Raw genomic sequence first — 15,741 nt, forward strand, 5'->3', positions numbered from 1 at the left:
ACAAAAATGGAAATCATCTTAGCTGAACCACGAGGTTTTTGTGCCGGGGTAAAAAGAGCTGTGGACATATTAGCTATTACTTTAGAAAAATACAAAAACGAGCGCCAAGTTTATGTGCTACACGAAATTGTTCACAATAAATATATAGTAGAGGACTTTAAGAAACAAGGAGTGGTTTTTGTAAGCAGTATCGAGGAAATTGAAGATAATGAAGGAATACTGATCTTCAGCGCGCACGGAGTATCAAAAAATATAGAAGATGAGGCAAAAAGAAAGGGTATTCAAGTGATTGATGCAACATGTCCTTTAGTCAACAAAGTGCATAAAGAAGCAAAAAGGTATGAAAACAGTGGTAAAGAATTAATTCTCATTGGGCATGAAAACCATCCAGAAGTTAAGGGAATTAGGGGAAGAGTAAACAATCCTATCATTTTAGTGCAAACTTTGCAGGATGTATATGATTTAAAGGTTAAAGATCCAGATAATTTGTCTTATGTTACACAAACTACGTTAAGCATCGACGATACTCGCGACATTATTGCTGCCATGAAATTAAGGTTTCCAGGCATAACAGGTCCATATTTAAAGGACATATGCTATGCAACACAAAACAGACAAAATGCTGTTAAAAAGCTGGCTGAAATTGTAGACATGGTGTTAGTTATAGGAAGTAAAAATAGCTCAAATTCAAACCGCTTATTAGATCTGTGCACTGCCAGAGGAAAAAAAGCCTACTTGATTGATAATTACAGCTGTGTGAATAAAAGCTGGTTTCAGGGTGTAGAAAAGATAGGAATCACTGCAGGTGCTTCCGCTCCTGACATATTGGTTGATGAATTAATGGACTACCTAAAAGTAAACCTGAGTGTAAAAATTTCAGTTATGCCAGGTGGTATTATTGAAAATGTTCAGTTTAAAATACCGAATCTGGTTTAAAACACAACTTATCTACTAAACTTCTCTTGAAATCACACAAACCAGCATCTATAGCTAAGACGTCATACCGCGATTCATTAGACTTCTTGCATAACCATATAACAAACTTTTATTGGGAATAGAAACGAAAAAACTTGCTTGACAAACTCCGCCAGCCCTCTTATCATGAAACTGAAGCTATTGTATTTGCTTTCGCCAATCTGCAGATTAAAAGGTAAGGATTACTTAATGTATCGGCGTCTTATGTTCAATTTTTTGCAGTATATAGATACTGTATGTCTTTACAAAACTTCATCTACATCTAGATTTTTATCTAAATAAGCTGAACGCGCTTATAAAGCGTTACAAGACATCAAAAAATGCCAATACTCGACAGAGATAGTAAAAGACTAGCTAACTCGGGGATTCTTTGTCTTTTTTTCTGCTTAGTAAATTTCTTAAACATTTGCAGCGTAAGTTAGTTGCAATTAAAAGCGGCTGAATCTCGCTTGTCAAGCGTTTAAAACATAAAAAACGCCAATATTTTAAAGCGGATAATAACCCCAGGGCTTCTTTTGCCTTTTTTTTCGTTTGGTAAATTTCTTAAATATTTACGGCTAATATGAAGCTAAGTACGAACTTTGTTAAATACAACAAATGGTGTCATTCCAGTCTGGAATCCAGGAAAAAGAATGGTGTCATCCCAGTGCCAAGCACTGACCATTTCTGGTCTCTTAAATTGCAACTAATCTAAGTATTAAAAAATTTACCAAGCGAAAAAAAAGGCAAAAAAAGCCCGATGGTTGGCTAGTTACTTACATTATACTTTCAAGTATGGCGTTTTTTTATTCTAAACGCTTAATAACCGTGACTCAGCCGCTTTTAAGCCGCAACTAATCTAAATTATAAACGTTAAGAAATTTACTAAACAGAAAAAAAGGCAAAGAAACCCTAGGGTAGCTAATTATTCACTATCCATTTTTTAAGTTGGCGTTTTTTGATGTTTTAAATAGCGTATTTCAGCTTGTGTAGCTAGAAATTTGATAAAGACATGAGGTGCACATAGTGCAAAAAATTAAGCATGATTTACGCCAAATACATTAAGTTTTTTTGTCATTAATCCACTGCAGAGATTGCGAAGATAAATAAATAGCTTCAGTTTCATGATAAGGGGGCTGGCGAAGGGTGTCAAGGAAGTTTTTCGTTTCATCCAATGCGCTGCCAAAAGTTTGTTATGCAAGAGATCCCATAAATTGGGTGTCATAATAACTACACCCACATTAATTTTGGTGTACGTGACCTTGAAAGATCGTGATTCAATACTTAAATTATTAGGGTAGCAGGCAAATAATCGAGCTCAAAATGCATAATGTACAAGAAACTGAAAATTTAAAATTTGACGCTGAGGTAGGGAAAGTACTGAATATAGTGATTCATTCACTTTACACCAATAAAGACATTTTTCTGCGTGAATTAATATCAAATGCATCAGATGCATGTGATAAGTTGCGCTATGAATCTCAACTAAACCCTAATTTGCTAGATTTGAGTGACGAATTAAAAATCACTATCAGCTCCAATAAAGATAAGAACGAGCTATATATCACTGATAATGGCATTGGAATGAATAGACAGGATTTAATAGACAATCTTGGTACAATTGCAAGCTCTGGTACGCAAAAGTTCTTGGATGCGATTAAGAATAGCAAGGATTCAAGCCAAACTGTGGAGCTGATTGGGAAGTTTGGTGTTGGTTTTTACTCAAGCTTTATGGTTGCATCAGAAGTAATAGTAGAATCGAGAAAAGCTGGAGAAGAGGAGTCTTGGATCTGGCAATCCAAAGGAGATGGGGAATATTCAATCAGCAAGTCAGATAATCAAGTCCCTCGCGGAACCAAAATTACGCTCATTATGCATCCTGAAGAAAACGAGTTTTTAGATAAATTTCGTGTTGAAAATATTGTCACTACTTACTCTGATCACATAAATTTTCCTGTTGAATTTATAGACGAAGAAGGAAAAAGTGAAAAGTTAAACAGTAAGGCTGCAATTTGGACTAAGCCAAAAAATGACGTTACTCAAGAGGAGCACAACGATTTTTTCCGCAGCGTTGCTCACGTTGGCGGGGAGCCCTGGATGATATTGCATAATAAAAATGAAGGTGCAATAGAATATACAAATTTGCTTTATGTTCCTTCTATAAAACCTTTTGATTTATTCCATCCAGATAGACGTTGCTCTGTGAAGTTATATGTAAATAAAGTATTTATCACTGAAGATAACGTACAGATTATACCACAATACTTGCGTTTTCTGAAAGGCGTGGTTGATTCACCGGACTTGCCTCTTAATATCAGCAGAGAAACGCTGCAGAATAATCGTGTTGTTGAGCAGATCAGAAAATCTCTCACTAAGCGTGTGATATCAGAGCTCGGTAAAAAAGCAAAAGAGAATTTAGAGGAATATACAAAATTCTGGACCAATTTTGGTGCAGTTTTAAAGGAAGGTCTTTGTGAAGCTATGCCAACTGATGAGAGAGAAGCACTACTCTCAATTTGCAGATTTCATAGTACTGGTGATGAGAAATTAGTCAGCATTGATGACTATATAAGCAGAATGAAGCCTGAGCAGGAACATATCTATTATCTCACCGGAAATAGCCTCGATTCAGTGAAAAACAGTCCGCAACTTGAGGGGTTCGTCAGTAAAGGGCTGGAGGTTCTTCTGTTCGTTGATCCAGTGGATGATTTCTGGACTAGTGTAATTCATGAATATAAAGATCAAAAGTTTAAGTCTGTGACTCGCGCTGATGTTGATTTGGAAAAATTCTCTTCAGAAGAAGATAAGAAAAATGAAGAAAACAAATCGAATGAAGAAAAAACTGAGGAAACTATATTGCAATATTTTACCACAGTGCTTGGAGATTCAGTAAAAAGCGTAAAAATTTCCAAAAAATTGACTGATAGTCCCGTATGCCTAGCGGTTGATGAAGGTGCTATGGATCTTCGCATGGAGCGTTTTTTGCGTGAACAAAAGCAGCTAAATTACCGCACGCCAAAGGTGCTTGAAATTAACACTAAGCATCCTGTAATAAAGAGTATAATGAAATCTTATGCTGAAAGTGGTGAAAACCCAACATTGGAGGACATGGTTCACTTATTGTTTTACCAAGCTTGCATTGTGGAAGGCGAAGAGATGGATGACGCGAGCAGCTTTGCTAAGAGACTGAATAATTTGCTTGGCAAGATTTCTGTTTAATGCTATACTTAGCTTAGCTGCTAGTTAGGAGGTAAAACATGTTTGGTTCCAATTTTAGAGACTTTGTATCACAGGATACAACTTCACATGGCCAATCAAATCCTGAAAGATTAATCAAAAGTTGGCATGGTTTTGAAAAACCAGATTCTGAAGATTCAGGTATTGAAGGAGAGTTTGAAGTTTTAGATAGCGAAAGTCAAGAGATACCAGCTACTCCATGCAGTACATTCCCTGAAGATCTAAGTTTAGAGAATGCAATACTTGCAAACTTTCCTGATGGTTGTGATAGGTCGTTTACTGTAGAGTTAAAAGATGAAGATTCATATGGTATCATTCCTAAAAACTTAACTTTTGCTGAGATTATAAATATCTTAAATCAAGCTATACAAGAAGATAATTGTGAAGAATTAGACAAGGTTGTACAAAATATTGAAGATTATGAAGGCAGGTCTATTACGCTGGATAATGAAAATCTCAAAGATTTCTGTTCAAATCAACTTAATTTGGAGTTACAAAACGGAAGCAACCATCAACATATATATTCAAATGTACTATCACAATATAAATTTGATCAAGAGGGTTTCAAGTATGATTATTCAGTAAAAGAATTGGTACTATTGGCAATTGCAGCTAATGACAAGCTAGTAGAGCAATATCAGGATTTTCTTTTTGCTGAAGGAAATTTAAGTCTTTTACCTCTCCTTGTTGGTGGTCAAAAATATATTGAAGCTTTTATAGAAAAATTCCATGGTACCGATGGAGTTTATGGAAGATTAAAAGATCAAACTATACAACTTGTCGAACCTAATAAGATTGGTTTTTTCTCAGTTATAGCATTAAGAAAAGAGCAAGAATTATTAAATGCAGTTTTTGTCGAATACGTTTTAAGAGATTTTGGACAGGTGTTAAAAACAAGTAATCCTGATTCTTTGTATGGTGTGCTTGAAACAGCGTCTCTGATCAAAAATGAAGAATTCATCACGATAGTGCTGGGTGCATTTGAAAGATATATTAATAAGCTAACTAAAAAAGCCTCAACAGAAGAGTTATTAAAAAAGAGTTTTGTTACTTTATTAGAAACTGCGATAAGCCAGGAACACACATCTGTCATTGAATACCTGTGCAAACGATACACTAATAGTGCAGATCATGCCATTTACGATGTATATGAACAAGCATTTGCGGATGATAAAGTTATTACAATACTAGGGCAACAAATCCTGAAAAACATAGGAGCTCGTGGCAGAAAAGAAATTTATGATTTAATTCTGAAAACTGCATTGGATGCTGGTAATATTGCATTTATCGAGCACTTGTGTGAAAAATGTGCTAAATGCAGCAATGATGTTATTAATTATCTTGATCATAAATCTAAAAACAACGAGTTTGATGAAATATATGAATCAATTCTGATTGCATTGTCTAATACTGAAAGTCAAGACATTATAGTCAGTGTTCTAGCTCATGTTCAAATTTATCAAAGCATACTCAATAATAAACAGCAAGTAGTCAGGCAAACCATACAAAATATACTGAGAAATGCAATAAAAGAAGCTAGTTATGGAGTTGTTGTACTCTTATGTCAGCATGTTGACCTAAAATTCGCAGCTCTTCAGGCAATATGCAAGGAAGAATTTGAGAAAGTTTTACCAGTAGTTGCAGAACAGCTTGAAAAAATAAGTATGGAACTTTCTCCAAGTATGACTCGTAATGAGTATCAAAAAAATAGAGATACTTTGAGTCATCTATATCTAATTAGAAATTTGTTAGAAAGTAGTAAATTAATCAATACTTCCAGTAAAGCAAATATACATACACAAGCGAATACACAAGTTAATAAAAGAAGCAGCAGTGATAATGCAGTATCACCTGTTATAAAAGGCGATACGGCTGTAGTAAATGAAGAGAATAACAATCAACCAAGCAGTCAAAGAAACCCAAAATCCAAAAGTGCTGGCAGTCAACAGACAGAAAAAAATGTTCTTGCAGGGGAGGAAGAAAATGCTATCTTAAATAACACAGGGGTTTCAACGCAGGAGCCTTTAATTAATAATTTTGAGGAGGGTGAAATCAAAAAAGGCAGCGGAAAAAAAGGTGTTAAGCAACTTGCCAGTCCTGTTAAGAAAAAGATTGATGGACTTATAAGCAAAACCAGTACTAACTCAAGAGAAGAACTCGAAAATATTCTAAAAAGTAACTCTCCTACTCTTGTACTACAATATGTAAAAAATAAAGACGGTCCCTTTAAGGGTAAAGTAGAAGAAATTAAAAAAGAAATTAAAAACCATAATACAAAACAAGGTAATGTTAATATTTCACTGAACAACGATTTGCCAAATTCAGGAGACCAATCTACAAGTTCTAATAATACCGGAAGCAATAGTACACTTACCACAACTCCAGAAATTACGGGTTGTGAAAAGAAGTTGGGGGTAAGTGAAGTTTCTTCGAATGCTGACAATGTGTCTACAATTGGAGGTGTTATTAACAGTAAGGAAAAGCCTGCAGCAGTAGAAAAAACTAGTGCTATAAACAATCAATCAACCTCTATTACTGCAACACAAAATACGCAAAAGAGTAAGTGGCCTACCATAGCTACATGGACGTTAGCAGTAGCTGGAGTTGTTTCAGGAGTAGCTATTGCAGTTTATTTGGAAATGCTAGCTGCAGGAATAGCAGTTGGAGCTTGTTGTCTGGTTGCCGCTGCAATTATATACTACTGTACACCTAAAAGCCAAGTTGAAAACAACGAGGTTGAAAAATCTTTCAACACGGGGAAAGTACCTACTGCCGTACATGTATAATAAATATAGTAGTTTACCATTTAATAATTTATTATAATTATGTTAATTATCGGTAAATAAGGACTTGGTAAACTACGAAGAAATATTCTTGAATAAAATAAAAGATATAAAAGATGAGGGGCGCTACCGTGAATTTACGCACTTTGCGTCATTACCAGGTAGGCTCCCCCACATTATGGACTATGAAAGAAATAGGGAAGTAATAGTCTGGTGCAGTAATAACTATTTGGGAATGTCACAAAATGAGAGTGTAATTGCCGCTATCCAAAATTCATCTGTTGGTGCTGGAGGAACAAGAAATATATCTGGTACAACAAAAGAGGTTGTTGAACTTGAAAAATCCTTAGCTTGTTTGCATAAAAAAGAGGCTGCTTTAACTTTTGCTTGTGGCTACCTCGCTAACCAGACAACACTTAGCACTTTATCGTCTGTTATTCCGGGCGTAGTAATTTTTTCAGACGAGAAGAACCATTCTTCGATGATAGAAGGCATAAAATCAGGAAAAAGGCCAAAACATATATTTAAACACAATGATGTTAATCATCTAGAGCAGCTACTTAAGTCTATAGACAAAAAGACACCAAAAATCATAGTACTTGAATCCGTATATTCAATGGATGGCGATATAGCGCCGCTTGAAGCGATATGTGATCTTGCAGATCAACATAATGCAATTACCTATTTGGATGAGGTGCACGCAGTTGGCATGTATGGTTCACATGGTGGCGGAATTGCAGAAAGAGAAGGTCTGATGGATAGAATAACCGTTATTCAAGGTACACTATCAAAGGCTTTTGGAGTGATGGGTGGGTATATAGCGTCTTCAAAGAGCTTGGTAGATGTAATAAGAAGTTCCGCTCCAGGATTTATTTTTACCACTGCTATGTCGCCTGTTTTAGCAGCGGCAGCAAAGGCAAGCGTTGAGCACCTAAAATCGAGCAACATTGAAAGGGAAAAGCAAAAGCAAGTCGTTGAAAAAGTAAAAAACTCACTGAGAAATGCAGGAATTAACTTCATTCCAACAGAAACTCATATAATTCCAATAATAATTGGCAACTCAGAGTTATCCAAAAAAGCATCAAAATTATTATTTGATGAGTATGGAATATATGTTCAACATATAAATTACCCGACAGTTCCAAGAGGAACTGAGCGTTTCCGTATTACCCCTACACCTTATCATACCGATGAAATGATAGAGCATTTAACAGAATCTCTTGTAAAAGTTTTCGAAAAGTTGTCTATCTCTGTAGCCTGTTTATGCTATAGCTAGTACAGCCCTACGTCATACCGCGATTTATTCGCGGTATCTCAGCATGGATTCCGCTAACAAGTAGCGGAATGACGAGTTTTACGCTTATCAAATTGTAGGTAAACATAAATTACTTTAGCTATAGTTTTATATCTCCAGCAATGATTAGCCCGTTGTCTTCCGTTAGCCTTCCACCGCTTTCTTGCAGAAAAAGTCTACCGAGCAAGGCTTTATATTTGTTAACTCCAGAGTAAATTATTCCACTGTGCCTTCCTGCCGCAAGGTATGCAAAGCCTAAAATTGTTGAACCTATGGAGCGTACATTACTATTGCCAGGCAGCAATTTATTTAACAAATTACCACTTACATCTATTAGACCCCCTTCACGGCTTTTCACTCGCATTTTTACATGACGAGATCTAAAATCCTCAAGAAAAGCACCTTTCTTTTCTTCTGCCCAAAAAGTTTCTCTAAGAGCCGGAGCATCAATTACAGCTGCCACAACTTTATTTTTATGAATGAGACAGACTGATACTGCAAAATAAACCATGCAACTAGAAAAGTTCTCCCTGCCCTCTATAGGCATAATAAACCAGGTATAAGTGTTATCTTTTACTTCTTGATCAGTATCATCTTCAAAAATAAAACCATAGTCTCGTTTGTAGTCGTGCAAGCAATCGTATATGGTTTGCTTGGATTTTGAATAAGTTTTATTAATAAAGTCTGCTGATTTAACATTAGAAATTTGCAATTCATTAAAATCGCGCATAAGCTGCTTGGAAGCATTACGCACAGAATCAAGCATCACATTAATTCGTGGTGATGAGAGGGACATTCTTCCTTTTACTCTTTCACTCTTTCATAATAGCTGTCACCTGGAGTATATACTACAATTTTATCCTCTTCTTTTATAAATTGAGGCACGTTAACGCGCATTCCGTTTTCCAAAATTGCAGGCTTATAAGAAGCAGTAGCAGTTTGTCCTTTAATAACAGACTCTGTTTCTTTCACAGCAAGTGTAACATAATCAGGCACATGCGCAGAAATTATTTTGTCTTGATAAGCTACAACTTTAATTTTCATGTTATCCTGTAAATAAATTTTTTTTTCTCCCAATAAGTCCAAATTTATAGTGATTTGCTCGTAATTACTTGGATGCATAAGATTTACAATGTTTCCTTCAGTGAAAAGGTAAACATATTCCTCTTCATCTAAAATTGCCCTTCTGATTGTTGCATCAGAACGAAATCTTTCATAGTGTTTTGCTCCGGTTTTGATGTTTTTCATTTCGGCTTGTATGTATGCACCACCTTTACCAGGTTGAGTATGCATAATACCTACAACCAAAAATAATCCGCCGTTATGTTCCAACACCTGACCTGGTCTGATATCGTTAGCTCTTTCTGCCATAATTACATTTTCAATTTGATCTTATAATTATAAATAGCTTTATATAAATATCAAAGTCTTTATTAGTCAATAAATTCTGGTATATTTAATACTATATACCTCCCCTTTATATTTATATGTGGAAATATCTCTTTAGTGAAAGACAGCATAATACGTTTTTTTGTGCTGATAACTAAAATTTCTAATATATCCCCTGAGCCGAAATTATACACAGATTTTACATAGCCATATAATTCATTACTTTTCAGCCTTACTTCCATATCTACAAGGTCACTTTGGTAAAATTCATCCTCATCATTTAGCTCTGGTAACTTGCTTCTTTCTATATATAGCTTCTTATTCCTTAAAAGCTCTGCTTCATTACGGGAATTTACTCCGCTTATTGTAGCTATTACTAAATTATCACCTATGACGGATACTGAGTCTATTTTATAATTCTCATCACCACTTATTAGCTTACCATATAAGGAGATATTTTCAGGCTTTTCAGTAAAGGTTTTTACTTTAACAGCTCCTTTAATTCCGTGAGGAGAGGTAATAATTCCTAAGCATACCAGATTGTCGTTCATATTAATGCAAGTATCTAATCAGAAGATTTCTCAGATAAATATTGAGTCAAAATCTCGATGCCTTCATCAATCTCTTTTTCAGTGATAATGAGTGGAGGTAAAATTCTCACAACGTTATCTGATGTTACCCCAACAGTAAGCAAGCCGCGATGACTTAACTCTTCTGCAAACTTTTGATTGTCTGCTTTCACTTTTATTCCAAGCATTAACCCTTTCCCTCTTACTTCCTCTATTATTGGAAATTTACTTGCTAAGTCTTCTAGTTTATTTTTTAAGTATTTACCTCTAATTTCAACATTTTTCAAAAAGCCGGGGCTGAGCAATTCTTCGAGCACAGCATTACCTACTGAGGTTGCAAGCGGATTGCCACCAAAAGTGGAACCGTGCATACCGACCGCCATATATTTAGCAGCATTTTCAGTCGCAAGACAAGCCCCTAGCGGAAACCCGCCGCCTATTCCCTTTGCAAGAGCACATATATCAGGTTCCACTCCTATATGTTCGTATGCAAATAATTTTCCTGTCCTGCCAGCACCGCATTGCACGCAATCAAAAAATAACAATATGTCATTTTCATCACACAGCTTTCTTAGTTCTTTCATAAAGACTTCATTCATTACTTTGATACCACCTTGCCCTTGTATTGGTTCTATTAATATAACGCCTATACCACTTGAAATTGCTTTCTTTATGCTCTCAATATTGGGCTCGATGTTATCACACCAATCAATGTAGGGATTTAGTAATTCAGAAAATTTCTGTTTATCGTTTGTAGCACAAGTTAAAAAGGTTCTTCCATGAAATGCACCATGGAATGTTAAAATTCTGTGACGATTTTTATTGCCTTTTCCATTTTGATAGATCCTAGCAATCTTAAGCCCACATTCTACTGCCTCTGATCCAGAATTTGAGAAAAATACAGTGTCAGCGAAACTGTTGTTTATTAATTTTTCTGCAAAATTATTGGCAGCAGGTATATTATAGGTATTTGATATATGCCATAATTTTTCTCCTTGCAATTTAAGAGCACTAATTAATCGCGAATTAGTGTGACCTAAGCTACTAACGGCTATTCCGGAGTGAAAATCTACGTAGCGCTCACCATCAACATCATATAGGTAGATACCTTTGCCATGAGAAAAATTTATATTAACAGGAGAATAAACTGGCAAAATAGGAGAAATTGTCATAAAATATTATATGCTAAATTTTATTATTAATAACATAAAAACCGTTGTTTCACAATAAGAAGGATATGTATAAGCTAGGTAAATTGATGTTTTCTGCGTTGAAGAAAAACAAATACACAAAAGTTATTGTATTACTCTCATCGATCTTTATGATTTTATTCAGTGTGATATATTGTAATCATTTACTAAGGAGTAATTTCCTTTCTTCTTACCGTGATTCAAGTGTAAACTTAAAAAGCGTACTGGAAAATGGCATAATAAAAAAATACCATTATTTACTAATAGAAAAGCATCACATTAAATACAAAAATTTTGACTACATAAACCAACTAGTAAAACTACGTGCTGAATTATTACAATCAGTGAGCAAAGTAAAGGATTTCAGCTTAATACTGTATGATCAAAACGGCAGAATAATATTCAGTAATTTTAACACTCAAGATTATGATTATGAACAGTTACTTACAAACGATGAAATTGATAAACTATTAAGTAACCAAGAAATATTTTATACTACAGGAAATACATTAACTTCTATTTTCCCTATATTCCATGAAAATAGCGTTAAACCGTCGTTTTTTTTGAAGATTCTTCGAAACTACAATAATTCTTATGTTATAGCATATGGCCTGTTTTTAACATTTTTGGGCCTATTATTAATAATCTTAATATTAATAATGTTCTATTTGCACTTTTCTAATACCCAAATGCTAGCCAAGCAACATAAAACTAACATTGAATTACAGCAGATAAAAGAGACATTAGAGCAAGAAAATGCAAACAAGCTAAAGTTTTTTGCAAGCGTTACACATGAATTACGCACACCTCTTAATGCTATTATTGGATTTGCGGAGTTGATCAAAAATAAAACTTTAGGTTCAATGGATAATTCTCAATACAAGGAGTATGCAGACGATATATATAATGCAGGAACACACTTACTTACCTTAATTAATGATGTGCTCGATTTTTCTAAAGCTGAATCAAGTAGTTTAACAGTAGAAAAAGTGAAGTTTAACCTGAACAAAATAATGGATTCATGCGTAAATATGCTATTACCTAAATTAAAAGAAGCCGGGATTAATTTAAAAAAAGAGATGACTAATAAACAATTATTAGTCATTGCAGATCCCAAGAGAATGAAACAAGTTATAATAAATTTATTATCAAACTCAATCAAGTTTACTCCCAAAGATGGTTTAATAAGAATGGTGATAAAAGAAAATATAGAAAAAAACTTATTAACTATTGAGTTTCATGACAATGGAATAGGAATAATGCAGCAGGACATATATAAAGTTATGTCTGTTTTTGGCCAAGCAGATTCGGGGTATAGAAACGAAGGTACGGGCATCGGATTGCCGCTAAGCAAGAAATTAGTAGAGTTAATGGGTGGAACTTTTGACATTAAAAGTGAAGCAAAACTTGGTACTACGATAACATTGAACTTCTTTTATGAAGAACAAACATGTGAAGATTCGATTGATTTTTAATAGGATCTATTTGATATGGCCTTACATCAGACGAAAACCACACTTTATCAAAAGCGGCAAGCCGAGAAGGTAGGCAGAAATTCATCAATAAGCCCCCATCAAGAATCTTATCTGTTAGCTATATATAAAATTTGATACTCTGACTACAATATACTACTATAGATGGAAGTGTTATTAATGGAGCAAGGTATGGAATTAGCAGTAGGAAATAATGCACCCGATTTTAGCTTGCCAGCAGATTCTGGTGAAAATTTATCACTGAGTGAATTTTTTGATAAAAAAAATGTAGTTCTTTATTTTTATCCTAAAGACGATACTCCGGGTTGTACAATGGAGGCAAAAGGCTTTAGAGATAAAATAGATGATTTTTCTTTCCTTGACACAGTGATAATTGGTGTATCAAAAGATAGTGTTAAGTGTCACACTAACTTCAAAGCAAAATATTCTCTGCCGTTTTCTTTAGTTTCTGATGAGAATGCTGAAATGTTGGGAAAATATGGTGTTTGGGTAGAGAAAAGTATGTTTGGCAAAAAGTATATGGGAATAGAACGCACTACTTTTTTAATAGATAAAAAAGGTAAAATAGTGAAGATCTGGAAAAATGTAAAAGTTAGTGGACATGTTGATGAGGTTCTGGAAGAAGTAAAGAGAATATAAACTAAAGAATAGGTTAATGGCTACCCATTGCTACATAAAAAAGCTGAAATTACATAATTTTCGTAGCCACTCAAACTTTGAACTGGATTCAGATGATAGCTCAGTTGTAATAACTGGCAAAAACGGTATTGGTAAAACTAATATACTTGAAGCAATCTCGTTGCTTGCTAAAAGCAATGGAATGAAAAAAGCAAAAGCCAGTGAGATACAAAATAGATTCAGTAATGAAGATTGGGTAGTGCACTATGATTTTTTTAATGGAATGGATTTTAATTCAATTGGTATCGCAAAGAGTTTTGATAAGAAACTAATACAAATTGATGGAAAAACGCAATCGAGTTATTCATCTTTGTATAAGATATCCAATGTAATATGGCTGATTCCACAAATGGACTATGTTCTTCTCAATTCTCCAAGTGACAGATTAAAATTTTTAGACCGTATAGTCTCACTGTTTGAGGAAAATTACACTTGCTGCTACATGAAACACAGAAAAGCTAAACGTGAGCGAAGTAAACTGTTGAGAGAGAACACCTTGGACGAAAATTGGCTCTCTAGTCTTGAAAACATAATGGCCGTTAATGCAGTTAGTATTTTACGTATGCGATCGTCTGTTTTAAAGACACTACAAGACACAATTGATAACCATTCCAGTGAGTTTTTTCCGAAGGCAAGTTTGAAATTCAGCAGCCAGCTAACTTTGGACGATACTGCAGAATATTTTCAGAATCGTCTAAAGGAAAACAGAGAAAAAGATTCATTGACTGGTAGAGTAACCTTTGGTGTGCATAACGATAATTTTCGGGTTTTTTGTCAAAAAAGAAACGTACCAATAAATCTGTGCTCCACTGGAGAACAAAAGTTATTACTGCTTTCTATTATTTTATCCAGTGTAAAAGCAAGGTGTATTCATTACAATAAGGCACCACTTCTTCTACTTGATGATATAATGTCTCATCTGGATAAACATTACAGAAAGGCGTTAATGGAGGAAGTGTTAAGTATTCAATGTCAAACTTGGATAACTGATGTAAATCAAGATAATTTCAATAGCTATCTTTATTCTTTCAAGTTTTTTGAATTATCAAATGAATTAAATGCAAAACTTCCTTGACAAACCTCGCCAGCCCCCTTATCATGATGCTGAAGGTATTCAGTTATCTTCATCTGTGCAGATTAAACAGCAAGAAAACAACGTAGTTGGCGTCTTATTTTTAATTTTTTACACTATGTGCACCTTATGTCTTCACAACATTTCTGGGTTTTTACCTATATAAGCTGAAACGCGCTTATAAGTCGTTTAAGACAGTATAGTACGCCGATTTTGCAGGATTAGAGAGTGACAACTAGCTAACACGGGGTTTCTTTTGCCTTTTTTTCTGCTTAGTAAATTTCTTAAACATTCAAACTAAGGTGAGTTGCATTCAAAAGCAGCTAAATTGCAGTGTTTAAGACTTAAAAAACGCCAATACTGAAAATAGACAATGACCAGGGCTTCTTTTGCCTTTTTTTTCGTTTGGTAAATTTCTTAAATATTTATGGCTAAACGACAACCGTCATCCCGCTACTTGTTAGCGGGATCTCTTGTTAGCGGCTGAGATACCGCGAATGAATCGCGGTATGACGGTTCGCGGTGACATGACGATAAGCCTTGTCATTCCAGCGCGTGACGCTGGAATCCAGACTTTAACTGATATGATTACAGAAAAAGAATTTATTAGGTAATCATAGACACTGAAAGTGGTCAGCTTGACCACTTTCAAGTGAAAACATAAAGAGAACTTCAGTACAGGTTTATGGAAGGGTACATTCTTTCTTAGTTGGATCCCAAGTTCCTCCATTAGCGGCAGAGGTACATCCTGCTTGGGTGCAAGTCGTCTCTTTTCCTGTTATTGCCTTTACAACTGCAGGAGCGCCAAAAAATACAGCAGTAAATGCACCGAGTGCAAAAAGCGCTGGCCATGGCATCCTGCCAAATATTGCAAGCAAAGCTGCACCTATTATTACTATTGTGATCATCGGTCCGCCTAGACCATGAGTATAGCTTACTATTTTGCATATTACTCCTGATGTTGCATCAGCATGTGCATCAAATGCGAAGGAGAGAATTAAAGCTACAAGTAGAAGAAAATTTTTCATTACGCCTTCTATAATTTTTACTTTATGCTACTTCACTTTGATTAAATTTAAGTA

The 15,741-nt window shown here is 34.9% G+C and carries 13 protein-coding genes; 8 read left to right on the plus strand and 5 right to left on the minus strand.

Annotation, left to right across the window (positions count from 1 at the left end; genetic code table 11):
- Positions 1-6: 6 nt before the first annotated feature.
- The 5 genes from ispH (at position 7) to hemA (ending at position 8,250) form a co-directional block, all read left to right on the plus strand.
- Entirely contained in the window at positions 7-936 is a 930-nt protein-coding gene (ispH, locus tag AAGD76_RS03590) for a 4-hydroxy-3-methylbut-2-enyl diphosphate reductase (RefSeq protein ID WP_341820560.1), read from the plus strand.
- A 601-nt stretch (positions 937-1,537) separates the two neighbouring features.
- Positions 1,538-1,669 (plus strand): hypothetical protein, encoded by a 132-nt coding sequence (locus tag AAGD76_RS03595; RefSeq protein WP_341820376.1) that lies wholly within the window; start codon positions 1,538-1,540, stop codon positions 1,667-1,669.
- Positions 1,670-2,277: 608 nt separating this feature from the next.
- Positions 2,278-4,173 carry a molecular chaperone HtpG gene (gene htpG / locus AAGD76_RS03600; RefSeq protein ID WP_182309722.1) on the plus strand — a complete coding sequence of 632 codons (1,896 nt, stop codon included), beginning with the start codon at positions 2,278-2,280 and terminating at the stop codon, positions 4,171-4,173.
- A 38-nt stretch (positions 4,174-4,211) separates the two neighbouring features.
- Positions 4,212-6,977 (plus strand): hypothetical protein, encoded by a 2,766-nt coding sequence (locus tag AAGD76_RS03605; protein ID WP_341820377.1) that lies wholly within the window; start codon positions 4,212-4,214, stop codon positions 6,975-6,977.
- Between the two features lie 64 nt (positions 6,978-7,041).
- Positions 7,042-8,250: a 5-aminolevulinate synthase gene (gene hemA / locus AAGD76_RS03610; protein WP_341820378.1), complete on the plus strand. Its 1,209-nt coding sequence runs from the start codon at positions 7,042-7,044 to the stop codon at positions 8,248-8,250.
- Between the two features lie 118 nt (positions 8,251-8,368).
- Here hemA and AAGD76_RS03615 read toward each other — a convergent pair whose 3' ends face one another.
- From AAGD76_RS03615 to AAGD76_RS03630, 4 genes are all read right to left on the minus strand, one after another.
- On the minus strand, positions 8,369-9,064 hold the full coding sequence (locus AAGD76_RS03615) for an inositol monophosphatase family protein (protein ID WP_006279720.1): 696 nt from the start codon (positions 9,062-9,064) through the stop codon (positions 8,369-8,371).
- Positions 9,065-9,072: 8 nt separating this feature from the next.
- Positions 9,073-9,639 (minus strand): elongation factor P, encoded by a 567-nt coding sequence (efp, locus tag AAGD76_RS03620; protein ID WP_006279719.1) that lies wholly within the window; start codon positions 9,637-9,639, stop codon positions 9,073-9,075.
- 62 nt (positions 9,640-9,701) lie between these two features.
- Complete coding sequence (gene rimM, locus AAGD76_RS03625) at positions 9,702-10,208, minus strand: ribosome maturation factor RimM (protein ID WP_006279718.1); 507 nt, start codon at positions 10,206-10,208, stop codon at positions 9,702-9,704.
- Positions 10,209-10,222: 14 nt separating this feature from the next.
- A complete protein-coding gene (locus AAGD76_RS03630; protein WP_341820379.1) occupies positions 10,223-11,398 on the minus strand; it encodes an aspartate aminotransferase family protein in 1,176 nt (391 codons plus the stop codon).
- 65 nt (positions 11,399-11,463) lie between these two features.
- On the opposite strand from AAGD76_RS03630, the gene AAGD76_RS03635 reads away from it, so the two are divergent.
- The 3 genes from AAGD76_RS03635 to recF all read left to right on the plus strand — a co-directional run bounded on the left by AAGD76_RS03635 (position 11,464) and on the right by recF (position 14,662).
- On the plus strand, positions 11,464-12,891 hold the full coding sequence (locus AAGD76_RS03635) for a sensor histidine kinase (RefSeq protein ID WP_209473279.1): 1,428 nt from the start codon (positions 11,464-11,466) through the stop codon (positions 12,889-12,891).
- A 189-nt stretch (positions 12,892-13,080) separates the two neighbouring features.
- Positions 13,081-13,548 carry a thioredoxin-dependent thiol peroxidase gene (gene bcp / locus AAGD76_RS03640; RefSeq protein ID WP_010963157.1) on the plus strand — a complete coding sequence of 156 codons (468 nt, stop codon included), beginning with the start codon at positions 13,081-13,083 and terminating at the stop codon, positions 13,546-13,548.
- A gap of 16 nt (positions 13,549-13,564) precedes the next feature.
- Entirely contained in the window at positions 13,565-14,662 is a 1,098-nt protein-coding gene (gene recF, locus AAGD76_RS03645) for a DNA replication/repair protein RecF (protein WP_138264925.1), read from the plus strand.
- A gap of 680 nt (positions 14,663-15,342) precedes the next feature.
- Here the strand turns inward: recF and AAGD76_RS03650 are convergent.
- Positions 15,343-15,687 (minus strand): TrbC/VirB2 family protein, encoded by a 345-nt coding sequence (locus AAGD76_RS03650; protein ID WP_264329606.1) that lies wholly within the window; start codon positions 15,685-15,687, stop codon positions 15,343-15,345.
- Positions 15,688-15,741: the final 54 nt, after the last annotated feature.

The sequence above is a fragment of the Wolbachia endosymbiont (group A) of Cydia strobilella genome (assembly GCF_964026745.1).
In the GTDB taxonomy this organism is placed as follows: Bacteria; Pseudomonadota; Alphaproteobacteria; order Rickettsiales; family Anaplasmataceae; genus Wolbachia; species Wolbachia pipientis.